Annotated in this window: 20 protein-coding genes and 1 pseudogene; 14 read left to right on the top strand and 7 right to left on the bottom strand. The window is 65.5% G+C overall.

Annotation, left to right across the window (positions count from 1 at the left end; all coding sequences use genetic code 11):
- Positions 1–3: 3 nt before the first annotated feature.
- From AB3X94_RS30715 to AB3X94_RS30695, 5 genes are all read left to right on the top strand, one after another.
- Complete coding sequence (locus AB3X94_RS30715) at positions 4–1302, top strand: ATP-binding protein (protein ID WP_368592265.1); 1299 nt, start codon at positions 4–6, stop codon at positions 1300–1302.
- A gap of 168 nt (positions 1303–1470) precedes the next feature.
- A complete protein-coding gene (locus tag AB3X94_RS30710) occupies positions 1471–2997 on the top strand; it encodes a DegQ family serine endoprotease (RefSeq protein ID WP_176105150.1) in 1527 nt (508 codons plus the stop codon).
- Between the two features lie 268 nt (positions 2998–3265).
- Entirely contained in the window at positions 3266–3760 is a 495-nt protein-coding gene (locus tag AB3X94_RS30705) for a carboxypeptidase regulatory-like domain-containing protein (RefSeq protein WP_368613544.1), read from the top strand.
- Between the two features lie 147 nt (positions 3761–3907).
- Positions 3908–4288, top strand: a complete 381-nt coding sequence (locus tag AB3X94_RS30700; protein WP_013090413.1) for a DUF427 domain-containing protein — start codon at positions 3908–3910, stop codon at positions 4286–4288.
- Positions 4289–4323: 35 nt separating this feature from the next.
- Positions 4324–5058, top strand: a complete 735-nt coding sequence (locus AB3X94_RS30695; RefSeq protein ID WP_176105152.1) for a CoxG family protein — start codon at positions 4324–4326, stop codon at positions 5056–5058.
- Positions 5059–5161: 103 nt separating this feature from the next.
- Here the strand turns inward: AB3X94_RS30695 and AB3X94_RS30690 are convergent, their stop codons facing one another.
- Positions 5162–6157 carry a helix-turn-helix domain-containing protein gene (locus AB3X94_RS30690; protein ID WP_368613543.1) on the bottom strand — a complete coding sequence of 332 codons (996 nt, stop codon included), beginning with the start codon at positions 6155–6157 and terminating at the stop codon, positions 5162–5164.
- A 173-nt stretch (positions 6158–6330) separates the two neighbouring features.
- Between AB3X94_RS30690 and AB3X94_RS30685 the strand changes: the two genes are divergently transcribed.
- Positions 6331–6969: an isochorismatase family protein gene (locus tag AB3X94_RS30685; protein ID WP_176105153.1), complete on the top strand. Its 639-nt coding sequence runs from the start codon at positions 6331–6333 to the stop codon at positions 6967–6969.
- Positions 6970–7063: 94 nt separating this feature from the next.
- Here AB3X94_RS30685 and AB3X94_RS30680 read toward each other — a convergent pair whose 3' ends face one another.
- Complete coding sequence (locus tag AB3X94_RS30680) at positions 7064–7705, bottom strand: TetR family transcriptional regulator (protein WP_176384456.1); 642 nt, start codon at positions 7703–7705, stop codon at positions 7064–7066.
- Between the two features lie 426 nt (positions 7706–8131).
- Here AB3X94_RS30680 and AB3X94_RS30675 point away from each other — a divergent pair, with 426 nt between their 5' ends.
- The 3 genes from AB3X94_RS30675 to AB3X94_RS30665 are packed head-to-tail and all read left to right on the top strand — an operon-like array spanning position 8132 to position 14120.
- Positions 8132–9355 carry an efflux RND transporter periplasmic adaptor subunit gene (locus tag AB3X94_RS30675; protein WP_368613542.1) on the top strand — a complete coding sequence of 408 codons (1224 nt, stop codon included), beginning with the start codon at positions 8132–8134 and terminating at the stop codon, positions 9353–9355.
- A gap of 18 nt (positions 9356–9373) precedes the next feature.
- On the top strand, positions 9374–12604 hold the full coding sequence (locus AB3X94_RS30670; protein ID WP_176105155.1) for an efflux RND transporter permease subunit: 3231 nt from the start codon (positions 9374–9376) through the stop codon (positions 12602–12604).
- A gap of 1 nt (position 12605) precedes the next feature.
- Complete coding sequence (locus AB3X94_RS30665; RefSeq protein ID WP_368613541.1) at positions 12606–14120, top strand: efflux transporter outer membrane subunit; 1515 nt, start codon at positions 12606–12608, stop codon at positions 14118–14120.
- Between the two features lie 115 nt (positions 14121–14235).
- Here the strand turns inward: AB3X94_RS30665 and AB3X94_RS30660 are convergent, their stop codons facing one another.
- A complete protein-coding gene (locus AB3X94_RS30660; protein ID WP_368613540.1) occupies positions 14236–15645 on the bottom strand; it encodes a nucleobase:cation symporter-2 family protein in 1410 nt (469 codons plus the stop codon).
- 469 nt (positions 15646–16114) lie between these two features.
- Between AB3X94_RS30660 and AB3X94_RS30655 the strand changes: the two genes are divergently transcribed.
- From AB3X94_RS30655 to fghA, 3 genes and pseudogenes are all read left to right on the top strand, one after another.
- Positions 16115–17569: a xylulokinase gene (locus AB3X94_RS30655; RefSeq protein ID WP_368613539.1), complete on the top strand. Its 1455-nt coding sequence runs from the start codon at positions 16115–16117 to the stop codon at positions 17567–17569.
- 123 nt (positions 17570–17692) lie between these two features.
- Positions 17693–17824, top strand: a pseudogene (locus AB3X94_RS30650) (S-(hydroxymethyl)glutathione dehydrogenase); the annotation flags it as partial.
- Between the two features lie 108 nt (positions 17825–17932).
- Positions 17933–18787 carry an S-formylglutathione hydrolase gene (gene fghA / locus AB3X94_RS30645; RefSeq protein WP_368613538.1) on the top strand — a complete coding sequence of 285 codons (855 nt, stop codon included), beginning with the start codon at positions 17933–17935 and terminating at the stop codon, positions 18785–18787.
- 83 nt (positions 18788–18870) lie between these two features.
- Here the strand turns inward: fghA and AB3X94_RS30640 are convergent, their stop codons facing one another.
- From AB3X94_RS30640 to AB3X94_RS30625, 4 genes are all read right to left on the bottom strand, one after another.
- A complete protein-coding gene (locus AB3X94_RS30640) occupies positions 18871–19653 on the bottom strand; it encodes a metal ABC transporter permease (protein ID WP_368613537.1) in 783 nt (260 codons plus the stop codon).
- A complete protein-coding gene (locus AB3X94_RS30635) occupies positions 19646–20632 on the bottom strand; it encodes an ABC transporter ATP-binding protein (protein WP_368613536.1) in 987 nt (328 codons plus the stop codon). Before AB3X94_RS30635 ends, AB3X94_RS30640 begins: the two co-directional genes overlap by 8 nt.
- A complete protein-coding gene (locus AB3X94_RS30630; RefSeq protein WP_176105162.1) occupies positions 20629–21612 on the bottom strand; it encodes a metal ABC transporter solute-binding protein in 984 nt (327 codons plus the stop codon). The genes AB3X94_RS30635 and AB3X94_RS30630 overlap by 4 nt, the downstream gene beginning before the upstream one ends.
- Positions 21613–21692: 80 nt before the next feature.
- Positions 21693–22184, bottom strand: a complete 492-nt coding sequence (locus AB3X94_RS30625) for a Fur family transcriptional regulator (protein ID WP_176105163.1) — start codon at positions 22182–22184, stop codon at positions 21693–21695.
- 253 nt (positions 22185–22437) lie between these two features.
- Between AB3X94_RS30625 and AB3X94_RS30620 the strand changes: the two genes are divergently transcribed.
- Entirely contained in the window at positions 22438–23217 is a 780-nt protein-coding gene (locus AB3X94_RS30620) for an L-iditol 2-dehydrogenase (protein WP_368613535.1), read from the top strand.
- A 97-nt stretch (positions 23218–23314) separates the two neighbouring features.
- Positions 23315–24637: a sugar ABC transporter substrate-binding protein gene (locus AB3X94_RS30615; RefSeq protein ID WP_176105165.1), complete on the top strand. Its 1323-nt coding sequence runs from the start codon at positions 23315–23317 to the stop codon at positions 24635–24637.
- Positions 24638–24657: the final 20 nt, after the last annotated feature.

Raw genomic sequence — 24657 nt, 5'->3', positions numbered from 1 at the left:
CCGATGCGCTCGATTCGCCGACAACTGTTGTTCTGGCTGCTCGCGCTCATGCTGCTCGGTGTCGGCATCGCGGGTTGGCTGATCTACCGGCAGGCGCTCGCCGAAGCGAACGAACTGTTCGACTACCAGCTCGAGCAGATCGCCGCGGCGCTGCCGGCGGAACCGTTCTCGCAGGTGCTCGGCCGCGATACCGGCGACGAGGGCATCGTGCTGCAGATCTGGAACCGCAACGGCATGCTGATGTATTACTCGCGGCCGCGCGCGCCGCTCGCGCCGCGCGCCGAACTCGGTTTTTCGACCGAGCGCACCGACCGCGGCGAATGGCGCGTGTATGGCGCGATCGTCGGTGACAACGTCGTGCAGCTCGCGCAGCCGCTGTCGGTGCGCAACCGGCTCGCCGCCGATGTCGCGCTGCGCACGCTGTGGCCGCTGATCGTGCTGCTGCCGCTGCTCGGGCTCGCGGTGTGGGTGATCGTCGGCCGTGGGCTACAGCCGCTGCGGCGCGTGACGAGCGCGCTCGACACGCGTCATCCCGAAGCGCTCGATCCGTTGCCCGATCAGCGCTTGCCGCTCGAAGTGCGGCCGCTCGTGCGGGCGCTGAACGGGCTGCTGCAACGGCTCGCGACCGCTCTAGATATCCAGAAGGCGTTCGTTGCCGATGCCGCGCACGAATTGCGCACGCCGCTTGCCGCGGTACAGATCCAGGCGCAACTGGTCGCGCGAGCCAGGGACGACACGGCCCGCGGCGAAGCGCTCGCCGATTTGCAGGCGGGCGTCACGCGCGCGACGCGCCTTGCCGAGCAACTGCTCGCGCTCGCGCGCGCCGAGCCGGACGGCGCCGCCGTCGCCGGGATGCTCGATCTGCGCGAGCTGCTTCAGGAGTGCGTCGCGACCTACGCGCCGCTCGCGGTGAATCGCGGCGTCGACCTCGGCATCGAGGCGAGCGAGCCCGCCAGCGTGACCGGCGACGCCGAAGCGCTGCGCGTGATGTTCAACAACCTCGTCGACAACGCGACCAAGTACACGCCGCGCGGCGGCAGTGTCGACGTCAGCCTGCGCGTCGAGGACGGCCGTCCGGTGGTGCGGATCGCCGACAGCGGCCCCGGTATCGATCCGGCCGATCGCGAGCGCGTGTTCGACCGCTTCTATCGCGCGGGAGTGGGCGCGAATCGCGCGCGCACCGACGTGACGGGCAGTGGCCTCGGTCTCGCGATCGTGCGCCGGATAGCCACGCAACATCATGCTCAAGTCTCGCTCGGTGAATCGCCGACCGGTGGTTTGCAGGTCATCGTCCGCTTTTGATCATGGTGGTTTACTGTTCGGCTCGAACCGGCGTTTATGCCGTCGCGACGGGCTGTTGCGGCCGGTCCGATAAGGTTCCCGCGATCTGTCGCTGCTTAAGCCTCTTTTAAGTGACGCCCCTTACGCTCCTCGACATCCAAAGTCACTTTCTCCAGTCAGGAGCTCATGATGAACGCGAAAACCTTGTCCCGCGGCGCCGTTGCGGTAGCTGTGGCCGCTGCGCTTTCAGCCGGCTATGTGGCGGGCCATCGCGATGTGCCCGCACCGCAGATCATCTCGCCGGCGGAAGCCGCCGCGATGATGCCAGCCGAAGCTGCCGCCAAAACCGGTATCCCCGATTTCTCCGGTCTCGTCGAGACCTACGGTCCGGCCGTCGTCAACATCAGCGCGAAGCACGTGGTCAAGCAAACGGCAATGCGCGGTAATGGCGGCAACCGCCCTGGCAACCAGTTGCCGATCGATCCGAACGATCCTTTCTATCAGTTCTACAAGCGGTTCTTCGGCGGCGTGCCCGGCATGCAAGGCGGCGATGGCGGCGATGGCGGCGACGCGCCCGACCAGCCGAGCGCGAGCCTCGGCTCGGGCTTCATCATCAGCAATGACGGCTACATTCTGACGAACGCGCACGTGGTCGATGGCGCGAACGTCGTCACCGTGAAGCTCACCGACAAGCGCGAGTTCAAGGCGAAGGTGGTTGGCGCCGACAAGCAGTCCGACGTCGCCGTGCTGAAGATCAACGCGAGCGATCTGCCGACTGTGAAGATCGGCGATCCGCGCCAGAGCAAGGTTGGTCAGTGGGTCGTCGCGATCGGCTCGCCGTATGGCTTCGACAACACCGTGACCTCGGGCATCATCAGCGCGAAGTCGCGCACGCTGCCCAACGAAAACTACACGCCGTTCATCCAGACCGATGTGCCGGTGAATCCAGGCAACTCGGGCGGTCCGCTTTTTAATCTGCAAGGCGAAGTCATCGGCATCAACTCGATGATCTACTCGCAGACGGGCGGCTTCCAGGGCCTGTCGTTCGCGATCCCCATCAGCGAGGCGATCAAGGTCAAGGACGATCTCGTCAAGACCGGTCACGTGAGCCGCGGCCGTCTCGGCGTCGCGGTGCAGGGCTTGAACCAGACGCTCGCCGAGTCGTTCGGCATGCAGAAGCCGCAAGGCGCGCTGGTCAGCTCGGTCGACGCCAACGGTCCGGCGGCCAAGGCTGGCTTGCAGCCGGGCGACGTGATCTTGTCGGTGAATGGCGACGAAGTCAGCGATTCGACGGATCTGCCGTCGAAGATCGCAGCCCTCGCGCCGGGCAGTTCGGCAACGCTGAAAGTGTGGCGCGATAAGGCCAGCAAGGACGTGAAGGTGACGATTGGCTCGTTCTCGGACGTGAAGGTCGCGTCGGCGAGCAAGACCGATCAGCAGACCCAGTTGCAAGGCCGTCTCGGTGTCGCGGTGCGGCCGCTGACGCCGGAAGAGAAGAGCAGCGCGTCGGTGTCGCACGGTCTGCTCGTGCAGCAGGCGGGCGGTGCGGCGGCGAGCGCCGGCATCCAGGCGGGCGACGTGATTCTCGCCGTCAACGGCCGTCCGGTCACGAACATGGATCAGTTGAAGCAGATGATTTCGGGCGCAGGCAACAGCATTGCGCTGCTGATCCAGCGGGACAACGCGCAGATTTTCGTGCCTGTTGATCTCGGCTGATCCAGTTATCTGGGCGGTTCGAAGGGATCGCCCACCCCAGTTTGAGCTGTAGTAGCGATTGCCGGTCCTTTGCATTTACTGCAACGACCGGCTTTTTTTCGCCCGTTGGAACCGCGCTGCAGCGAGCGGCATGGATAGACCGAGGGGTGTCAGGCGGCTTGGTGCCTCGATGGTCGTGCATGCTGGTCGACGCTGCGGAATGGTTGGCACATAGGTTGCTTCCATCGTTTAGGGTCTGGACAAGGCCTCGAACAAGGAGAGCGAACCGATGAAAACCCAACGCAAGCAGCAAAGGATCGTAGCCGCTGCGCTGTGCGCGGCGCTCACGCTCGGACTGGCGGGCGGCGCGTACGCGCAGCAGGCGGGCGTGACCGGTGGCTCGACGACCGACGACACCAGCGCGGGCAACACCAACGGCGGCGGTCTGCCGCAAGTCCAGCAGCAGGGCGACGTATCGTACGTATCGGGCGGTGTCGGCCTCGACGAATCGCGGGCGCTGCGACAAGCGCAAACCCAGTGGCCACTGACCTTGCGTTTCACCGGACCCAACGCAGAGTTTCTTGCCGATGTGCACGTGCGCATCGTGGATGCACATAACAGCGAAGTGCTGAACACGACGTCGCGCGGACCATTTATGCTGGTGCGCCTGAGCCCCGGCCGCTATACGGTGCACGCGAATTACAACGACAGCGAACAGACGCGCTCGGTTAGTGTGCCCGCGCACGGCAACGTAAAATCCGCGTTCACCTGGAACGTGAAGTAACGGCTCGATCCGTCCGCCGCTGCGCAGGAAGCGCGCGCAATCGGCCGGAGTTTGGCCGATAATGAACCCACGGGCGTGTCCCGTGGCTTTGCCGTTGTTGCGGCAATAGCCGGTAGTGCAGCGCACACCCCATCATGGAGCCTGGACATGAGCGATGCGTCGACATCTGCGGAACGGCCGGACGGCCATACCATCGTGATTCGCGACAACGGCCATCGCGTGCGCGTGATTCACGGCGGCGTGACGATGGCCGACACCCAGGCTGCGCTGACGCTATCGGAGACCGGCCTCGCCGACGTGTTCTATTTCCCGCGCGAGCACGTGAATATGGCCCGGCTCGAACGCTCGACGCACACGTCGCATTGCCCGTTCAAGGGCGACGCGTCGTACTTCCATCTGCGCACCGAAGACGGCGTGATCGAGAACGCGGTGTGGTGTTACGAAGCGCCGTTCGAGCAGGTCAGTCGCATCAAGGGCTATCTCGCTTTTTACGCATCGCGCGTCGACCGCATCGATCAGACGTCCTGATCCCGCAGTCGGCGCGTTCATCGGGGGAGGTTGTCATGGAACTGAACGACGCGTTACGGATTCCGCTGCCGCCGTCCGAGGTCTGGGACGCGTTGCAGGACCTCGCGCTGTTGCGTGCCAGCCTCGACAACTGCGAGTCGTTCGTGCGTCTCGCCCACGGCGAATACGCGCTGACGATGACTGTGCCGCTCGGCCCGTTGCGCGCGCATTATCAGGCGCACGCGCACGTTGCCGGCCAGGATTCCGGCCCGGCGGACGCGCAGCGCCGCACCATCAACTTCAAGGCACGAGCCGAGGGCATCGGCGCGTTGCGCGGTCAGATCGAAGTACGTTTGCGCGCGGATGACGGGCGCGAGCGCGGCACGCGCATCGATTACACGTTGTGGGCGACGTCGTCGGGTCCGCTCGCCGAGTTGCCGACGCGCCAGCTCGAGAACGCCTTGCGGCAGATCGCCGACGATTTTTTCGCCGAGTTCGACGCCGTCGTGCGCGCCAAGCACGGCAAGGGGCCGAACCGCGCGCGTGGCACGGCGCCGCGTCGCCAGTACGTGTTTTTGCGGCCTATCACACTTGGCGGCATCGCGCGGCGCACGCGCATCGAGCACGGCCAGGCTCTGCCCGGACGCGCGGCAAGCGCGTCGCACAGCTGGTCGCATGGCGTGCCGCATCAAGAACCCGGTCAGCATGTCGTGCCGTACTGGGCGTGGGCCGGGATGATCTTTCTGGTCGCGCTGTTGTTGTACGTCGCGCGCTGGCTGAGCGAGCATTGACGCGGCGCGCGCAGCGCCGGATGCAATGCGCGATAAACATCCCCGCGCGACTACGAAATCCCGGCGGCGCACTACGAAATAGCGGTGCTCCCGCCACCTTCAACTAATCCCCGCGAAACTCCCGCCGCCACGCGCTGGGCGACGTTCGAAACGCGTCCGCGAAATGCTGCCGCAGCGAAGCGGCCGAGCCGAATCCGGCGCCCGTCGCGATCGCTTCGACCGACTCGTCGGTGCTTTCCAGCAGTTGTTGCGCCCGCGCGAGCCGCTGCGCGAGCAGCCACGCGCCGACGGTCGTGCCGGTCGCAAGCCGGAACCGTCGCGTGAAGGTGCGGCGGCTCATAAACGCTCGCGCGGCGAGTGTGTCGAGCGTATGCGGCGCGGCTAGGTTGCCGCTCACCCAGTCGAGCAGGCCAGACAGACGATCGCCGCGCGGGTTCGGCGGCATCGGCTGCTGCACGTATTGCGCCTGACCACCCTGGCGATGCGGAGAGACGACCAGCCGGCGCGCGACGTGGTTAGCCACCCGCGCGCCGCAAATCTTGCGCAGCACATGCAGGCAGCAGTCGAGGCCGGCGGCGGTGCCGGCCGAGGTCAGCACGTTGCCGTCGTCGACGTACAGCACGTCGGGGTCCAGCCGCACGCGCGGGTAGCGGCGCGCGAAGTCGTCGGCCCAGGCCCAGTGCGTCGAAGCGGGCCGTCCATCGAGGATGCCCGCCGCGGCCAGCACGAAAGCGCCGAGGCACAGGCCGACAAGCAGCGCGCCGCGCGCATGCGCGGCCCTCAGCGCGTCGAGAAGCGCGGCGGACGGCGTTTCGTCGGGATCGCGCCAGCTCGGCACGATGATCGTCTGCGCGTCGGCAAGCGCTTCGAGTCCGTGCGTGACCGCGATCGAGAAGCCCGCGGTCGTCGCGAGCGCGCCCGTCTCCACAGCGCAGACGCGGAAGTCGAACGCGGGGACACCGCCGCCGCGGCGGTCCTCGCCGAACACGACGCACGGCACCGACAGATGGAACGGGCTGATGCGATCGAACGCGACGACGGCGACGACGTGGCGCGGCGCCTGATCGGAGATATCGTCGGAAGATGCGAAGTTGGTCATGCCGCCCGCCTCATTCATGAATGCCAGAAGTATGGCCCGATTCTAGCGAAGCTTGTCATTTGGGCCGCTGTCGGCGGACGGGCAGCGGAGCAACAATGCCGTCATTGCCGTCGCGCCGCGGCCATCTCGCCGGGCGCGCGCCATCGACCGCTTTTCTGACAAGGAGCCCTGCCATGAACACACCTGCGCCGCGCCGTGCGCTGATCGTCATCGACGTGCAGAACGAATACGTGAGCGGCGACCTGCCGATCGAATTTCCGGACGTGCGCACGTCACTCGCCAACATCGCTCGCGCGATCGATGCGGCGCGCGCCGCCAGCGTGCCGGTCGTCGTCGTGCAGAACGTCGCGCCCGCCACCTCGCCGCTGTTCGCGCGCGGCAGCGCGGGTGCGGAACTGCACACGGTCGTGAGCTCGCGCGCTCATGACCATTTCGTCGAGAAGTCGCTGCCGAGTGCATTCGCCGGCACCGATCTGGCCGACTGGCTCGCCGCCCGGCAGATCGATACGCTCACCGTTACCGGCTACATGACTCACAACTGCGATGCGTCGACGATCAACCACGCGGTGCATGCCGGCCTCGCCGTCGAATTCCTGCACGACGCGACCGGCTCGGTGCCGTATGAAAACAGTGCAGGCTTCGCGAGCGCGGAGGAGATTCATCGCGTGTTCAGCGTGGTGCTGCAGTCGCGCTTCTCGGCGGTTGCGAGCACCGACCAGTGGATCGCGGCGCTAAACAGCCGCGCGCCGCTCGAGCGCGGCAACATCTATGCGTCGAATCAGGCGGCGCGAGCGCGCCGTGCGGTTGCCTGAACCCGGCGCGGGGGCGGGTGGCCCGTTCCACGAATAGAAAGCGGGCGGTTCACCGAACCGCCCGCTGTGCCAATCTTCAACCCTTGCGCGCCTTCTACGCCGCCTTTCTGCGCAACGCCGGACTGACGCGCAAGCCGTCGAACATCACTTCTACCATCTGCTGCGCGTGCGCGCCGAAGTCGGTCGCGTCGGGCAAAAACAGCATGTCGCGCAACGAGCCGCCGACGAACGCGTGCACCATCGCCGCGGCAAGTTTCGTGTCGAGGTCGGCGGGCATCTGGCCTTTCGAGATCGCGTTGCGCAGACCGCCCTCGAGCTTCTCGAGCCCCTCGCGCATATTGGTCTGATAGCGTTCCATCACCGGCCCCATCTCTTCGACCAACTCGCACTTCAGGAACAGGATGTCGAACACGCGGCGGCGGCGGGGATCGTTGGCGGTGTCGCGCAGGCAGACCACACAGATTTCCATGATGCGCCCGAGCGGATCGGTTTCGTTGGGATCGAGCGATGCCGCCTTCAACTCGTCGAGCGGCAGCAGCACGCGGTCGAACATTTCGGTGAAGAGCTCGCTCTTGTGGGCGAAGTGCCAATAAATGGCGCCGCGCGTCACGCCTGCGGCCTGGGCGATATCGGCCAGCGACGTGCGCGATACGCCCTTCTGGAAGAAGATCCGTTCGGCCGCATCGAGAATGCGGTTGCGCGTCTCCAGCGCCTCTTCTTTGGTTCTTCTGACCATATTGGTATGACCTGCGCTGATCCTGGGGTTTATGCGGGCGTTTTTAAGTCGGCCTGATGACAATTTGACTATTTCTGCACCAAATTGCGACGCGAATTTGCGGCCCCCGATCCCTGGAAGATATAAACGCACTTTTACATGCATTCGTGAATGTATATATAATAGCACCCCACGATCGGATAGCCCAAGCCGTGACGACCGGTTAATATCCGTCACTGTTGTCTTCCAAAACGCTATCGCAGCCGTCAAACGGCGGTGCTGTGCGGCATTCCCCGGTATGGCGCATTAGTAGCAGGGTGCCCTGCAGGCGCAGGTTTGCATCCGTGGGCTTCCGGTTGAGCGTCGAGAGACGCCTGTGTGCGCTGTCGTCCCCGGGGTAGGGATGCGCGCACTTTTTCATTCTCAGTCTTTGACAGAGGTCGCTCCATGCGCGTCGAACGGGTTTCATTCCGCTTAATCAGTGCCGCGACGGCTGCCATCTTGCTGGCGGCGTGCGGACCAAAACAATCTGCCCCGCCGCCCCAGACGCCCGAAGTCGGCGTCGTCACCCTCCAGCCGACGACCGTGCCCGTCGTCACCGAACTCCCCGGTCGTACCAGTGCCTTCCTCGTCGCGCAAGTGCGCGCGCGGGTCGACGGCATCGTGCTGCGCCGCGAGTTCACCGAGGGTAGCGAGGTCAAGGCCGGTCAGCGTCTGTACAAGATCGATCCGGCGCCCTTCATCGCGTCGTTGAACAACGCGAAGGCATCGCTTGCCAAGGCGCAGGCGAACCTCGTGACAACCACCGCGCAGGCCAGTCGCTACAAGGTGCTGGTCGCGGCGAACGCGGTCAGCAAGCAGGACTACGACAACGCGGTCGCCGCCGAAGGCCAGGCCGCCGCCGACGTCGCCGCCGGCAAGGCCGCGGTCGATACCGCGCAGATCAACCTCGGCTATACCGACGTGACCTCGCCCGTAACCGGCCAGATCGGCGTGTCGCAGGTCACGCCGGGCGCCTTCGTGCAGCAGAGCGCGGCCACACTCATGGCCACGGTCCAGCAGCTCGATCCGATGTATGTCGACCTCACGCAATCGAGCCTCGATGGTCTGAAGCTGCGCCGCGACATGCAGGAAGGGCGTCTGAAGACGACCGGCCCGGGCGCCGCGCAGGTCACGCTGGTGCTGGAGGACGGCCGCATCTATTCCGAGAAGGGCAAGCTGCAGTTCACCGACGTGACCGTCGACCCGGGCACCGGCTCGGTCACGGTGCGCGCGATCTTCAAGAACCCGAACCACGTGCTGCTGCCGGGCATGTTCGTGCGCGCGAAGATCGAAGAGGGCGTGAACCAGAACGCGCTGATCGTGCCGCAAGTCGGCGTCACGCACGACCAGAAGGGTCAGCCCACCGCGCTCGTCGTCGGCAACGACAACAAGGTCGAGCTGCGTCAGCTCGTCACCACGGGCACTTTCGGCTCGTACTGGGTGGTGTCGAACGGCCTGAAGCCGGGTGACCGCGTGATCGTCCAGGGCACCGACAAGGCGCGTCCCGGCCAGCAGGTCAAGCCCGTGCCGGCGCAACTGCCCGGCACCCCGGCTTCCGACGCGGCCGCTGGCGGCGCCCAGACAGGTCAACCCGCGGCTCAGCCTGCCTCCGCCGCTTCGGGCGCGTAATAACAGGGAGCCCGCCTCATGGCAAAGTTCTTTATTGATCGCCCGATTTTTGCATGGGTGATCGCCATCATCCTGATGCTCGCGGGTCTCGCGTCGGTGTTCACATTGCCGATCGCGCAATACCCGACCATCGCGCCGCCGGCCATCCAGATCAGCGCAACCTATCCGGGTGCTTCGGCGGAGACGGTGCAAAACACCGTCACGCAGGTGATCGAGCAGCAGATGAGCGGTCTGGACCACCTGCTGTACCTCGCGTCGACCTCGGACGACTCGGGCACGGCCACCATCACGCTGACGTTCGCTGCCGGCACCAACCCTGACATCGCGCAGGTGCAGGTGCAGAACAAGCTGCAGCTCGCCACGCCGCTGCTGCCGCAGGCGGTGCAGCAGCTCGGCACCCGGGTCACGAAGTCGAGCAGCAGCTTCCTGCTGGTGATGGCGTTCGTGTCGACCGACGGCAGCATGAGCAAGTACGACCTTGCGAACTACGTCGCGTCGAACATCCAGGATCCGATCAGCCGTATCGACGGTGTGGGTACGGTGACGCTGTTCGGCTCGCAGTACGCGATGCGGGTCTGGCTCGATGCCAACAAGCTGAATAACTTCAGCTTGACGCCGCTCGATGTCCAAGCCGCGCTGCAGGCGCAGAACGTGCAGGTCGCGGGTGGCGCGCTCGGCGGCACGCCGTCGGTGCCGGGCCAGGTGCTGCAGGCCACGATTACGCAGGCCACGCTGCTCAATACGCCCGAGCAGTTCGGCAACATTCTGCTGAAGGTGAATCAGGACGGCTCGCAGGTGCGTCTGCGCGACGTGTCGCACATCGAGCTCGGCGGCGAAAACTACAACTTCGACACCAAGTACAACGGCCAGCCGACGGCAGGCTTCGGTATCCAGCTCGCCACGGGCGCGAACGCGCTCGCCACCGCGAAGGCGGTGCGCACGAAGATCGCCGAACTGTCGAAGTACTTCCCGCACGGTCTGGTGGTGCAGTACCCGTACGACACGACGCCGTTCGTGCGCCTGTCGATCGAGGAAGTGGTCAAGACGCTGCTCGAAGGTATCGTGCTGGTGTTCCTCGTCATGTACCTGTTCCTGCAGAACCTGCGCGCCACGCTGATCCCGACGATCGCGGTGCCGGTGGTGCTGCTCGGTACGTTCGCGATCATGAGCGTGGTCGGCTTCTCGATCAACGTGCTGTCGATGTTCGGTCTCGTGCTCGCGATCGGCTTGCTGGTGGACGACGCGATCGTGGTGGTGGAAAACGTCGAGCGGGTGATGCAGGAGGAGGGCTTATCGCCTCGCGAGGCAACCCGCAAGGCGATGGACCAGATTACCGGCGCGCTCGTCGGCGTGGCGCTCGTGCTGTCGGCGGTGTTCGTGCCGGTGGCGTTCTCGGGCGGTTCGGTCGGGGCGATTTACCGGCAGTTCTCGCTGACGATCGTCGCGGCGATGGTGCTGTCCGTGCTCGTCGCGTTGGTTCTGACGCCGGCGCTGTGCGCGACGATCCTGAAGCCGATTCCGAAGGGTCATCACGAAAAAGCCACCGGCTTCTTCGGCTGGTTCAACCGTACCTTCAACAGGAGCCGCGACAAGTATCACTCGGGCGTGCACCACGTGATCAAGCGCTCGGGCCGCTGGCTCATCATCTATATGGTGGTGATCTTCGCGGTGGGCCTGCTGTTCGTGCGCCTGCCGAAGTCGTTCCTGCCTGACGAAGACCAAGGCACGATGTTCGTGCTGGTGCAAACGCCGTCGGGTTCCACGCAGGAAACCACCGCGCGCGCGCTGAAGGACGTGTCGGACTACCTGCTGACCGACGAGAAGGCGATCGTCGAATCGACCTTCACGGTGAACGGCTTCAGCTTCGCGGGTCGTGGCCAGAACGCGGGTCTGGTGTTCGTGCGGATGAAGGACTACGCGCAGCGTCAGCATGCGGACCAGAAGGTGCAGGCACTGGTGCGGCGGCTGTTCATGCACTTCAGCGGCTACAAGAACGCGGTCGTGTATCCGGTCAATCCCCCGTCGATTCCTGAACTCGGCACCGCGGCGGGCTTCGACTTCCAGTTGCAGGACCGCGGGGGCATCGGTCACGCGAAGCTGATGGAAGCGCGCAACATGCTGCTCGGTCTGGCGGCGAAAGATCCGACGCTCGCGCAGGTGCGTCCGAACGGCCTGAACGATACACCGCAGTTCAAGGTGAGCATCGACCACGAGAAGGCTTCGGCGCTCGGCGTGTCGCTCTCCTCGATCGACCAGACGTTCTCGATCGCCTGGGCCTCGGCGTACGTGCAAAACTTCCTCGACACCGACGGCCGGATCAAGAAGGTGTACCTGCAGGGCGACGCGCCGTTCCGGATGAAACCGGAAGACGTGAATGCCTGGTTCGTGCGCAATGGCGCGGGCGCGATGGTGCCGTTCTCGGCCTTCACGAACACCGCGTGGACCTTCGGTTCGCCGAAGCTCGAGCGCTACAACGGTATCCCGTCGGTGGAAATCCAGGGTGCGGCCGCGCCGGGCAAGTCGACCGGTCAGGCGATGGTGGCGATGGAGCAGATCGTCACCAAGCTGCCTGCGGGTGTCGGCTACGAGTGGACGGGTCTGTCGCTGCAGGAGCGTCAGTCGGGCTCGCAGGCGCCGATCCTGTACGGCATCTCGATTCTCGTCGTGTTCCTGTGTCTCGCGGCGCTGTATGAAAGCTGGTCGATCCCGTTCTCGGTGATCATGGTGGTGCCGCTCGGCGTGATCGGCGCGCTGCTGGCCGCGACGCTGCGCGGGCTCGAGAACGACGTGTTCTTCCAGGTGGGTCTGCTGACCACCGTGGGCCTGTCGGCGAAGAACGCGATTCTGATCGTGGAATTCGCGCGAGAACTGCAGCAGAGTGAAGGCATGGGGCCGATCGAGGCCGCGCTCGAAGCGGCGCGTCTGCGGTTGCGACCAATTCTGATGACCTCGCTCGCGTTCATTCTCGGCGTGCTGCCGCTCGCGATCAGTAACGGCGCGGGCTCGGCCAGCCAGCACGCGATCGGTACCGGCGTGATCGGCGGCATGTTGACGGCGACCTTCCTCGCGATCTTCATGATCCCGATGTTCTTCGTCGTGATTCGCGCGAAGTTCGGCGGTGAGAAGGAAGACCCGGACGAGGCGCTGCGCCACTACGAACAGCACCATCCGCACGATCCGCAAGGCGGCGCGACGGGTGGCACGACCGACGGGTCGAATGGCAATGGCTCGGGCAAGGATGGGCATTGAGATGCAAAAACACTCTTTGATTGCAGTGGCAGTCGCGCTGCTCGCCACGGGTTGCACGCTGGCGCCGCATTACCAGCGGCCCGCGGCGCCCGTAACGGCGACCTTCCCGACCGGCGGCGTGTACGACCAGCAGCCGGGCGCGCAGGGCGCGCGCAGCGCGGACGGCCAGGCCGCCGCCGACATCGGCTGGCGCAACTTCTTCGTCGATCCGCGTCTGCAGCAGCTGATCGAAATCGCGCTGAAGAACAACCGCGATCTGCGTGTGTCGGTGCTGAACATGCAGGCGTCGGCGGCGCAGTACCGCATCGTGCGCGCGGGCCTGTTCCCGACGCTCGACGCCGCGGCTTCGCAAAGCAGATCGCGCACGCCGAAGGACCTGACTTTCACCGGCGTGACGATCTCCAACACGTATTCGGTGGGCTTGAACGCGTCGTGGGAAATCGACTTTTTCGGGCGCGTGCAGAGTCTGAAGGATCAGGCGTTGGCCAAGTATCTCGGCACCGCGCAGGCGCGCAAGGCCGCCGAAATCGCGCTGGTCTCGCAGGTGGCGAACCAGTACATGACGGTGCTCGAACTGGACGATCTGCTGAAGGTCACGCAGAACACGCTGGTTACGGCGCAGGAGTCGTATCGCATCACCAAACTGCAGTTCGACAACGGCACGGGATCGGAACTCGATCTGCGCCAGTCGCAAACGGTCGTCGAGACCGCGAGCGCGAACCTGCAGTCGCAGATGCGTTTGCGGGCCCAGGCCGATAACGCGCTGGTGCTGCTGATCGGCGAGCCGTTGCCGGCGGATCTGTCGCCAGGCCTGCCGCTGAGCGACCAGAATCTGCTCACGGATATTCCGGCGGGCCTGCCGTCCGATCTGCTGACGCGTCGTCCGGACATCATGGAAGCCGAGGAGAATCTGCTCGCGGCCAACGCGAACATCGGCGCGGCGCGCGCCGCGTTCTTCCCTAAGGTCACGCTGACGGGCAGCGCCGGCACGTTGAGTCCCACGCTCGGCGGCCTGTTCAAGCCGGGTTCGGCGGCATGGAGTTTCGCGCCGTCGATCACGCTGCCGATCTTCGAGGGCGGTCAGAACATGGCCAATCTCGATCTCGCCAACATCGAGAAGAACGTGCAGATCGCCACCTATGAAAAGGCGATCCAGACGGCCTTCCGTGAAGTGGCGGACGGACTGGCCGCGCGCGGCACCTACGACGAGCAGATCGCGGCGCTCGAGCGGGATGTCGCGGCCGAGCAGCGCCGGCTGGATCTGTCGACCCTGCGTTACAAGAACGGTGTCGACAGCTATCTGTCGGTGCTGACCGCGCAGACCGCGCTGTACGTGGCTCAGCAGGCGCTGGTGACCGCGCGCATGGAGCGTCTGCAGAACCTGGTCACGCTGTATCAGGCGCTCGGCGGCGGCTGGATCGAGCACAACGGCGACCAGCCGCGTCCCGCCGACGCGCCGGTCGACTACGGTGCGGCGAGCGCGCCGGTCGCGGCATCGGCGGCGACCGCGGGGTGAGCCCGGCAGGTTGATGAAACGCTGAAGCAAAACAAAAACGCCACGGCATGCCGTGGCGTTTTTGTTGATGTGCGGCGTTCGTTGCCGCTCGGCGCGTCAGCGACGCATCAAACGCTCAATGCAGATCCGCCGCCCGCAGCATCTCGTTGCCCTGCGGCTCGCTGCCCGCGCTATTGTCGAGATCGTGCCCGGCGCGGCGAAGCTCGCTCTTCGCCTTCTTCTCGCTCTTCACGCCGTTGAAGATCAGGTTCAGCACGACCGCCGACACCGACGTAAGCAGAATCCCGCTGTGCAGCAGCGGCGACAACGCCGGCGGCAGTTGCGAGAAGAAGTGCGGCGACACCACCGGCACGAGGCCGAGCCCGATGCTGACCGCGACGATGAACAGGTTGTGCTGATTCCTGACGAAGTCGACTCGCGACAGCACCTTGATGCCGTTCGCCGCGACCATGCCGAACATCACGATGCCCGCGCCGCCGAGCACGAACGCCGGCACCGACGCGACCACCTGCGCCATCTTCGGAAACAGTCCGAGCAGCACGAGGATCACGCCGCCCATCGCGCAGACGAAGCGGCTCTTCACGCCGGTCACGCCGATCAGCCCGACGTTCTGCGAGAAGGACGTATGCGGGAACGAGTTGAAGATGCCGCCGATCAGCGTGCCGAGACCATCGACGCGCAAGCCGCGCACCAGCGTTTTCTGATCGACCGGACGATCGACCATGTCGCCGACCGCGAGGAACATGCCGGTCGATTCGATGAACGTGACGAACATCACGGTGACCATCGTCGCGATCGACAGCGGATCGAAGCGCGGCAGACCGAAGTGGAACGGCATCACGAAGCCCACCCACGGCGCGTGCATGACGCCGTCAAGGTTGACGCGGCCGAGCATCAGCGCGATCGCGAAGCCCGCGACGATACCGAGCAGCACCGAGATATTGGCGACGAAACCCCTGGCAAACTTGTTGATCAGCAGGATCAGCGTCAGCACGAGCAGCGACAGGCCGAGGTAGACCGGATTGCCGTATTCGGGATTGCCGACACCGCCGGCCGCCCAGTTGATCCCGACTTCCATCAGCGACAAACCGATCACCGAAATCACGACGCCGATCACGACCGGCGGGAAGAAGCGCAATAGCTTGCCGACCGCGGGCGCGAGCAGGATACCGATCACGCCGGCCGCGATCGTCGAGCCGAAGATGTCGAGCAGGCCGAGCGAAGGATTGGTGCCGATCGCGACCATCGGGCCGACGGCCGCGAACGTGCAGCCCATGATGACCGGCAGGCGGATGCCGAAGATCCACAGTCCGAGCGTCTGGATCAGCGTGGCGATGCCGCAGGAAAACAGATCGGCGCTGATCAGAAAGGCGACCTGGTCTTTCGGCAGCTTCAGCGCGGCGCCGATGATGAGCGGCACCGCGACCGCGCCAGCGTACATGACCAGCACGTGCTGGATGCCGAGAGTAAGCAACTGGCCGGCCGGTAGGCGCTCGTCGCACGGGTGAACCGTGTTCGCTTGCATATCGTCTGTCTCCACCATCTCGTTTTGGGATGACTCCAAGGTATCGGGGACGAAAAGTCGCAACAAGACCATACGTGGCTATTCCGGCATTCCCGGCGACGATATGCACAGGCCCATTTTGAAAGGCAAATCAAAGCCGGGCGTGGGACGGATCGGCAGCGCAGCGGCGGCAAGCCCTATGCGGCGGGCGATTACCGGCGGTGCGTCGCGTGCGCGGCGCGGCTTCGTCGTCGGCGGGGATATGTGTGAGAATCAATGGCGTGTATCACGCTTCACGCATAGTCCTGTTTTGACGACGCTCGCCGCACGAGGGGGTTAACCCGCGAATGGGCTTTTTTCCGCGAGTGTTTCGACCCGTTCGCCGAACGTTCGCGGTGTCGCGGCGGCCTGGTTTATTTGCTTCGCTTGCATGTCTCGTCGCCAGCCTCGCTGGCTCCTTCCTCATCGTCATTCCAACGTCCCTGCGCTCATGAGTTTTCTCGGCATCGACCTCGGCACCGGCTCCCTGAAAGCGGCAATCGTCGACGAACATGGACGCGAGCAGGCGGTATCGAGCGTCGCGTATGCGCTGGTTACGCCGCACGCGGGGTGGGCCGAAATCGACGTCGAGACGTGGTGGAACGCGCTCGTCGATGCGATGGCGGGCCTGCCGCGCGAGCTGCGCGATGGCGTGCGCGCAATCGGTTTCTCCGGTCAGATGCACGGCGTCGTGCTGCTCGATGCAAACGGCGCGGCGGTGCGGCGCGCGATGCTGTGGCCCGACTCGCGCGCGCTCGCCATGCTCGACGCATGGCCGGAGCCGCAACCGAACCCGGTCGCGCCCGGCATGGCCGGTCCGCTGCTGCGCTGGCTCTTGCGACATGAACCGGAGGCCGCGCGCCGCACGCGCTGGGCGCTGCAGCCGAAGGACTGGCTGCGCGTCGCGCTCGGCGGCGCGTGCGTAACCGATGCGTCCGACGCGTGCGCGACCGCGCTCGCTGATCCCGCCGGCGCGTGGGACACGGCGCTGCTGGAGCGGCTCGAGATTCCGCGCGAGTGGTTCGCGCCGCTGGCGTCGTCGTATGCGGCGTCGGGCGCGCTGTCGCCGCAGGCCGCGCAGGCACTCGGTTTGCGGGCCGGTATCGTGCTCGCGACCGGCGCCGCGGACACACCGTGCGCTGCGCTCGGCAGCGGACTCGCGCAGGACGGCGACGCGCTGCTGACGACCGGCAGCGGGGGACAGATCGTCGTGCTCGCGAACGACGAACCGGCGCCGCTGAAGGGTTTGCATCGCTATCGGGCGGCGAGCGATCACTGGTATCGGATGGCGGCGATGCAGAACGTCGGCATCGCGTTGGAGCGGGTGCGCGGGTGGCTGTCGTATGAGTGGGCGCAGGCTTACCGCGACGCATTCGGCGATGCCGCCGATGCAACGGGTCACGCCGCGTCGACGCTGACTTTCCTGCCGTACCTGACCGGGGAGCGCACGCCGTGGCTGAACCCGCAGGCGCGCGGCGGCTGGCTCGGTTTATCGCTCGAGCACACGCGCGGGGCGATGATGCGCGCCGCGTTCGAGGGTGTGGCGTTCTCGTTGCGCGCCGGGCTCGACGCGATTCGCGCGAGCGGCGCACCGGTGACGGCGCTCAAGCTCGCGGGCGGCGGCTCCGTCGATGCACGCTGGCGGCAACTGCTCGCCGATGCGCTCGACGTCGAGCTGCACGCGGTCGATTGCCCGAACGCGGCACCGCGCGGCGCGGCGATCCTTGGCGGCCTCGCGTGCGGCCACTGGCTAACGCGCGATCTCGCCGCGCTCGCGCCGGGCGCGACGCGCGTCGCGGGTCCGCGAGGTGATGCGGTCCTTGCTGAACGGTATGCGCGCTTCGTCGAGCTGTACGGCCGGGTCGAGCCGTGGTTCGGCGGCGGGGCGCCACGCGAAGCGCAGTAGCAGCGGCGGCGCAGCCTTCGCGCGCTATGCAATACCATTACGCTTTTCGCGCGCCACGTGGTCGCCGGGCACGCGATGCCCATTTCGCATTCACGCACTCACGGACTGGGAGGAGCATTGACGATGAAGAGCAAAGCAGCAATCGCATGGAAAGCCGGCGTCCCGTTGACGATCAAGAAAGTCGATCTCGAAGGTCCGCGCGCCAGTGAGGTCCTGATCGAGATGAAGGCGACGGACATCTTCCATACCGACTACTCCATCACGCACCGTCTGCCGCTCGAGCGTATCAACGAGGGCTTTGATCTGATGAAGAAGGGCAAGTCGATCCGCTCGGCCGTGCTCTACTAAGCGAGGAATCTCACGATGCTCGAACTACTATCGTCGCACGCCTGTCATGGCGGCGAGCAGCGCTTTTACCGGCACGAGTCGCGCGCGATCGGTCTGCCGATGCGCTTCTCGGTCTATCTGCCGCCGCAGGCATTGCATGAGAACGCGGGACGTGTGCCGGCGTTGTTCTATCTGGCCGGACTGACCAGCACGGAAGAAACGTTTCCGATCAAGGCCGGCGCGCAGCGCTTCGCGGCACAGCATGGGCTCGCATTGATCGCGCCGGACACGAGTCCGCGCGGCGCGGGCGTGCCAGGCGAGAGCGATTCGTGGGACTTCGGCGTCGGCGCGGGCTTTTATGTGGACGCGACCGAGGAGCCGTGGTCCAGGAACTACCGGATGTACTCATACGTGCGGGATGAACTGCGCGAGACGGTCGTGAACGAATTGCCGGTCGACGGCGCGCGCCTCGGCATCTTCGGTCACTCGATGGGCGGGCACGGTGCGCTGGTGCTCGCGCTGCGCAATCCGGACATCTATCGGTCGGTGTCGGCGTTCGCGCCGATCGCGGCGCCGATGCGTTGTCCGTGGGGCGAGAAGGCGTTCAGCGGCTATCTCGGCGAGAACCGTGAAGCGTGGAAGCAGTACGACGCGAGCGAGCTGGTCGCGCACGCGACGCGCAAGTTCGCGGCAGGGATTCTCGTCGATCAGGGACTCGCGGATCAGTTCCTGCCCACGCAGCTGAATCCCGACGTGTTCGAAGTGGCGTGCAAGGCCGCGGGGCAGCCGTTGACGTTGCATCGTCACGAAGGCTACGACCACGGCTACTACTTCATCTCGACATTCATCGAGGATCATCTCGCGCATCACGCGAAGGTGTTGCTAGGCTGAAAAACGTCGTAAAGCGCGGCGCGAAATGAAAAACGGCGACACGTGACGTGCCGCCGTTTTCATGTGATCGACGAAAGCGCCGCTCAATGCCGCTTCAGCAAACTCCCGCCATACACCGCCGCCGACAGCACGGTGATCCAGAAGCTCGTCGGCCAATCGGTATAGAACGCGAGCGTCAAGCCGAGCCACGCCTGCGCGAGTGCGAAGACGGCCGCGAGCACGAGACCGGTGGACAGCCGCGTGCTCACGTTCTGCGCGGCGGCGGCCGGGCCTACCATCAGCGTGAACACGAGCAGCACGCCGACGATCTGCGTGCAGGCGGCAACGGCCAGCGCGGCGATCGCGAGAAACAGCACCGACACGCGGCGCAGCGACACGCCCTTCGCTTCGGCCAGCTCCGGCTGCAGCGACGCGAACAGCAGCGGCCGCATGATCGCCGCGAGCGCCACGAGACTCACTACACCGAGCGCGGCAAGCACCCCGAGCGTCGATGCATTGACGCCGAGCACGTTGCCGAACAGCAGCGCCGTCACCTGCGTCGCATACGCGGTGAAAAAGTGCAGAAACAGCAGCCCGAAGCCGAGCGACAAGGAAAGGATCACGCCGATCGCGACGTCGCGCCCAGCGAGCCGTTCGCCGAGCGCGCCCATGCCGACACCGGCCGCGAGCGTGAAGCCGATCATCCCCCAGATCGGCGAGATGCCGATCAGCACCGCGCCGGTCGCGCCGGTGAAGCCGACATGCGACAGTGCGTGGCCCGCGAAGGTCTGTCCACGCATCACCAGAAAATAGCCGACCACGCCGGCCAGCACCGCGACGATCCCCGACGCCGCGAATGCGTTCACCATGAAATCGTATTCAAACATCGTGCTTGTGTCCGTCGCGTGAGTCTTGCGGGTTCGAGTGACTGTGTGAGTGGCCGTGTGAATGACCGTGGCCGTGGTCATGCGGGTAGCCGTGCGAATGCGTATGTCCGCCTTCCTCGTCGTCTTCGTGCTCGTGATCGTGCTTCTCGACTTCGACGCCGCCCGACATCACGAAGATGCGGCCGTTCACGCGCATTACGTCGATCGGCGAGCCGTACAGACGCGACAACACCGGCCGCGTGATCACTTCGTCGACGGTGCCGAGCGCCGCGACGCCGCTGCCGAGATACAGCACGCGATCGATCGAGTTCAGCAACGGATTGAGTTCATGCGCGGAGAACAGCACCGAGATGCCGAGCTCCCGCTGCACGCGCCGCACGAGTTCGACGACGCTCTTCTGATGATGCGGATCGAGACTGATCAACGGCTCATCGAGCAGCAGCAGTTTCGGATTACCGAGCAGGCATTGCGCGAGCAGGAGCCGCTGCCGTTCGCCGCCCGACAACTCCGACAGCGGCCGCTTCGCGAGATTCGTCCCACCGACGAGTTCGAGCACCCGATCGACGTCCGCGCGCGTTTTCGCATCCGCATGCGGCAAGCCCCAGCGATGACCATCGGCGGCCATCGCGACGAAATCGCGGCCGCGCACACGGCGGCCGGCGAGCGCGCTGCGCGTCTGCGGCATATAGCCGATCGACGCGTTGCCGCGCTCGACCGTCTGCCCGAGCACGCGAATCGCGCCGGCCGCGGCGGGCACGAGGCCGAGTACCGCGCGCATCAGCGTCGTCTTGCCCGCGCCGTTCGGCCCGAGCACACCGATGAACTCGCCCTGGTTCACGTCGAAGCTGGTGTCGCGCAGGATCGTGCGGCCGCCCAGATCGAGCGTCACGTTGTCGAGTTCGAGCACGGGCGTGTCGCCGTGCGCGGTCGGTACGTCTGCCGGCGCACCTGCTGGCGTTCGATGGACAGTCGGAGTCATGGAGTCTGTCCTTTTGCGTTGGTCGCACCGTTCGGGCCGTTTGTATCACCCGCCGCGAGCGCCTTCTGCAGCGCGTCGAGCTGCGTCAGCATCCACGTCTGATAGGTCTTGCCGGCCGGCAGGGTTTCGGTGACGCTCACCGTCGGTACCTTCGATTGTTGCGCGAGCTTCAGCATGCGTCGGGTCAGCGCCTCGGTGGCCTGGCTGTTGTAGATCAGCACGCGCACGCGCCGCTCGCGCAGATCGCGTTCGAACGCGGCGATATCGGCCGCGCTCGCTTCGGTGTCGTTCATCGCGGCGAGCTGGAAGCGCTGGTTGCGCATATTCAGGCCGATCGCGTCCGACATATAGCCGAACACCGGCTCGGTCGCCGTGACCGGCAGGCCCGCATAGCGGCCATGCAGCTCGGCTACTTTCGCGTCGATCGGCTTCAGCGAATCGAGAAACTTCGCGAGGTTCGCATCGTACGCCGACTTGTGCGCCGGGTCAGTAGCGCTGAGCGCGTCGCTGACCGCGCGCGCGACTTTGGGCATCGTCGCCGGGTCATACCACAGGTGTGGATTGTCGCCACCTTTTTTGCCCACCAGATCGGCCGCGACGATCACGGTGCGCTGCGCGCCTTTCGACGCGGCTAGCAGCTTGCCCATCCACGGATCGTAGTCGGCGCCGCTGTAGACGATGAGACTCGCGTGCTGCAACGCGCGCGCGGTGGCCGGGCTCGCTTCGAACAGATGCGGGTCCTGGTCCGGGTTGTTGAGGATGCTGGTCACGTCGACACGATCGCCGCCGAGTTGCCGCACCACATCGCCATAAAAATTCTCCGCGGCGACGACCGAAATCTTCGCGTCGGCGGCGAACGCGCCATGGCCGAAGCCGAACGCGGCGAGCGCGAGCAGACAGGTGCGCAGATGGGTGCGTACAGACATCGAACCCTTCAGCGCGCGCTGCGCTCGGGACAACATCAAGCGGATCGTTTTCATCGTTGTTTCCTGCTGCTTGAGAGTTTGAATGAGTTACTCGGGGTGGCAAGGCCAAATACAGCGCGGCGCCGCGCGTCTGATTACGACGAAGCGCCCGCTGCGCCGCCGCCAGGCTTCGCGGCTCGCGCACATAGCCCGCACAGGCCGCTCAACTCGATCACCTGGCGATGCACCTCGAAGCCATACGCGGGCGCGCTGTGCGACAGGCGGTCGGCGAGTTCGTCGCCGGGAATCTCGACGGTCGCGCCGCAGCCGTCGCACATCAGGAACTGGCTGCGATGCGGCACGCCGATTTCGCAGCAAGCGACGAATGCGTTCTTCGATTCGATCCGATGCACGAAGCCATGCGCGACGAGGAAGTCGAGCGCGCGGTAGACGGTGGTCGGCGGCATGCGACCGCGCTCGGGCGCGAGCGCGTCGAGCAACTCGTACGCGCCGACCGGCCGCTCGCTTGCGACGATCGCCGCATACACCTGGCGACGCAGCGGCGTCAGCGCGAGCCCCTGCGCCGCGGCGTGCGCATCCGCATGCGCGAGGCGCATGGCGTGCTGTTCGGCGAGCGAGGTAGTCATCGGCGTGAATCTCCTGGCGTGACGCCCCCGGCGGGCGACGAGGTCGAAATGATATAACGTATCGCGATTTTTTGTCAGCAGCGCGGATCTTCGCGGATTGGAAGCCTGCCGCGCTGCACCATCGAAATTCGCCCGCGTGCCTTGACATGACCCGGCCCGTATCCGATCATTCGATCACTAGCCGAGCAATTGATCGCACGATGAGCGTTCGCTCACTACGCGCGAGGATGTAAAAACGAACCGGAGACAGGCAGTGGCACGATTGCAGGATAAGGTCGCCATTCTGACGGGCGCGGCCAGCGGTATCGGTGAAGCGGTAGCCCTGCGCTATCTCGACGAAGGCGCGCGCTGCGTGCTGGTCGACGTGAAGCCGACCGACAGCATCGGCGGCGCGCTGCGCGGCACCTACGGCGAGCGCGTGTTGAGGGTCAGTGCCGACGTCCGGCGCCGCGAGGACATCGAGCGCATCGTCACGAGCACGCTCGGCTGCTTCGGCCAGATCGACATCCTGTTCAATAACGCGGCGCTGTTCGACATGCGCCCGCTCCTCGACGAATCCTGGGACGTGTTCGACCGCCTGTTCGCGGTCAACGTGAAGGGCATGTTCTTCCTGATGCAGGCGGTCGCGCGGCAGATGGTCGAGCAGGGCCGCGGCGGCAAGATCATCAACATGTCGTCGCAGGCCGGCCGGCGCGGCGAGGCGCTCGTGTCGCACTACTGCGCGACCAAGGCGGCGGTGTTGAGCTATACGCAGTCCGCGGCGCTCGCGCTCGCGCCGCATAAGATCAATGTAAACGGCATCGCGCCGGGCGTCGTCGACACGCCGATGTGGAACGAGGTCGACGCGCTGTTCGCACGCTACGAGAACCGGCCGCTCGGCGAGAAGAAGCGCCTCGTCGGCGAGGCCGTGCCGCTCGGCCGCATGGGCGTGCCCGACGACCTGACCGGCGCCGCGCTGTTCCTCGCGTCTGCCGATGCCGACTACATCACCGCGCAGACGCTGAACGTCGACGGCGGCAACTGGATGAGCTGAACGAAGAGCAGGGAGCGGGCACGTTGGCTGCTCGGAGCGGCGCGTCATTCCGTCAAACGAACGCAGCATCACATAACGTATGAGAAAGGAGACAACCATGAAACCAGCTTTCAAATTCGCGCTGAAGGCGGCCGGTGCCGGCGCGGCCACCTGCTTCGCGCTGAGCGCATCGGCGGCGACGGTGACGATCGCGACACTGAACAATCCGGACATGATCGAGCTGAAGAAGCTGTCGCCCGCGTTCGAAAAAGCGAATCCGGACATCAAGCTGAACTGGGTGATCCTCGAAGAAAACGTGCTGCGTCAGCGCGCGACGACCGACATCACGACCGGCAGCGGCCAGTTCGACGTGATGACGATCGGCGCGTACGAAACGCCGCAATGGGGCAAGCGCGGCTGGCTCGCGCCGATCGCGAACCTGCCCGCGAACTACGACCTGAACGACGTCGTCAAGACGGCCCGCGACGGCCTGTCCGCGAACGGCCAGCTGTACGCGCTGCCGTTCTACGTCGAAAGCTCGATGACCTATTACCGCAAGGATCTGTTCGACAAGGCCGGCCTGAAGATGCCCGACCAGCCGACCTATGACCAGATCGCGCAATTCGCCGACAAGCTCACCGACAAGTCCAAGGAGCAATACGGCATCTGCCTGCGCGGCAAGGCGGGCTGGGGCGAGAACATGGCGTACGGCACGACGGTCGTGAACACGTTCGGCGGCCGCTGGTTCGACGACAAGTGGAACGCGCAGCTGACCTCGCCGGAATGGAAGAAGGCGATGACGTTCTATGTCGATCTGCTGAAGAAGGACGGCCCTCCGGGAGCGAGCTCGAACGGCTTCAACGAAAACCTGACGCTGATGTCGTCCGGCAAGTGCGCGATGTGGATCGACGCGACGGTCGCGGCCGGCATGCTGTACAACAAGCAGCAGTCGCAGATCGCCGACAAGGTCGGCTTCGCCGCGGCGCCGGTCGCGGTCACGCCGAAGGGCTCGCACTGGCTGTGGGCGTGGGCGCTGGCGATTCCGAAGTCGTCGAAGCAGGCCGATTCGGCGAAGAAGTTCATCGAGTGGGCGACCTCGAAGGAGTACATTGAACTGGTCGCGAAGGACGAAGGCTGGGCCTCGGTGCCTCCGGGCACGCGCCAGTCCACCTATGCGCGCCCCGAGTACAAGCAGGCCGCGCCGTTCGGCGACTTCGTGCTGAAGGCGATCCAGACCGCCGACCCGGATCATCCGACCTTGAAGCCGGTCCCGTACACCGGCGTCCAGTTTGTCGGAATTCCTGAGTTCCAGTCGTTTGGCACGGTGGTCGGGCAAAGCATCTCCGGCGCGATCGCCGGTCAGATGACGGTCGACCAGGCGCTCGCGGCCGGCAACGCGGCCGCGGACCGCGCGGTCAAGCAGGCGGGTTATCAGAAGTAACTGCGCAGAAATAACTGCGC

It is taken from the genome of Paraburkholderia sp. BR10923, from assembly GCF_040948765.1.
GTDB lineage: Bacteria > Pseudomonadota > Gammaproteobacteria > Burkholderiales > Burkholderiaceae > Paraburkholderia > Paraburkholderia youngii.
Note: the sequence above shows the minus strand (reverse complement) of the source record. Positions and strands in the feature narration are given on the sequence as shown.

Coding starts and splice junctions, on each gene's coding strand:
- AB3X94_RS30655 (WP_368613539.1), top strand. CDS start 16,115: ATGAGTTTTCTCGGCATCGACCTCGGCACCGGCTCCCTGAAAGCGGCA.
- AB3X94_RS30675 (WP_368613542.1), top strand. CDS start 8,132: ATGCGCGTCGAACGGGTTTCATTCCGCTTAATCAGTGCCGCGACGGCT.
- AB3X94_RS30660 (WP_368613540.1), bottom strand. CDS start 15,645: ATGCAAGCGAACACGGTTCACCCGTGCGACGAGCGCCTACCGGCCGGC.
- AB3X94_RS30630 (WP_176105162.1), bottom strand. CDS start 21,612: ATGAAAACGATCCGCTTGATGTTGTCCCGAGCGCAGCGCGCGCTGAAG.
- AB3X94_RS30615 (WP_176105165.1), top strand. CDS start 23,315: ATGAAACCAGCTTTCAAATTCGCGCTGAAGGCGGCCGGTGCCGGCGCG.
- AB3X94_RS30700 (WP_013090413.1), top strand. CDS start 3,908: ATGAGCGATGCGTCGACATCTGCGGAACGGCCGGACGGCCATACCATC.
- AB3X94_RS30625 (WP_176105163.1), bottom strand. CDS start 22,184: ATGACTACCTCGCTCGCCGAACAGCACGCCATGCGCCTCGCGCATGCG.
- AB3X94_RS30670 (WP_176105155.1), top strand. CDS start 9,374: ATGGCAAAGTTCTTTATTGATCGCCCGATTTTTGCATGGGTGATCGCC.
- AB3X94_RS30710 (WP_176105150.1), top strand. CDS start 1,471: ATGAACGCGAAAACCTTGTCCCGCGGCGCCGTTGCGGTAGCTGTGGCC.
- AB3X94_RS30690 (WP_368613543.1), bottom strand. CDS start 6,157: ATGACCAACTTCGCATCTTCCGACGATATCTCCGATCAGGCGCCGCGC.
- fghA (WP_368613538.1), top strand. CDS start 17,933: ATGCTCGAACTACTATCGTCGCACGCCTGTCATGGCGGCGAGCAGCGC.
- AB3X94_RS30705 (WP_368613544.1), top strand. CDS start 3,266: ATGAAAACCCAACGCAAGCAGCAAAGGATCGTAGCCGCTGCGCTGTGC.
- AB3X94_RS30695 (WP_176105152.1), top strand. CDS start 4,324: ATGGAACTGAACGACGCGTTACGGATTCCGCTGCCGCCGTCCGAGGTC.
- AB3X94_RS30640 (WP_368613537.1), bottom strand. CDS start 19,653: ATGTTTGAATACGATTTCATGGTGAACGCATTCGCGGCGTCGGGGATC.
- AB3X94_RS30635 (WP_368613536.1), bottom strand. CDS start 20,632: ATGACTCCGACTGTCCATCGAACGCCAGCAGGTGCGCCGGCAGACGTA.
- AB3X94_RS30665 (WP_368613541.1), top strand. CDS start 12,606: ATGCAAAAACACTCTTTGATTGCAGTGGCAGTCGCGCTGCTCGCCACG.
- AB3X94_RS30680 (WP_176384456.1), bottom strand. CDS start 7,705: ATGGTCAGAAGAACCAAAGAAGAGGCGCTGGAGACGCGCAACCGCATT.
- AB3X94_RS30715 (WP_368592265.1), top strand. CDS start 4: ATGCGCTCGATTCGCCGACAACTGTTGTTCTGGCTGCTCGCGCTCATG.
- AB3X94_RS30685 (WP_176105153.1), top strand. CDS start 6,331: ATGAACACACCTGCGCCGCGCCGTGCGCTGATCGTCATCGACGTGCAG.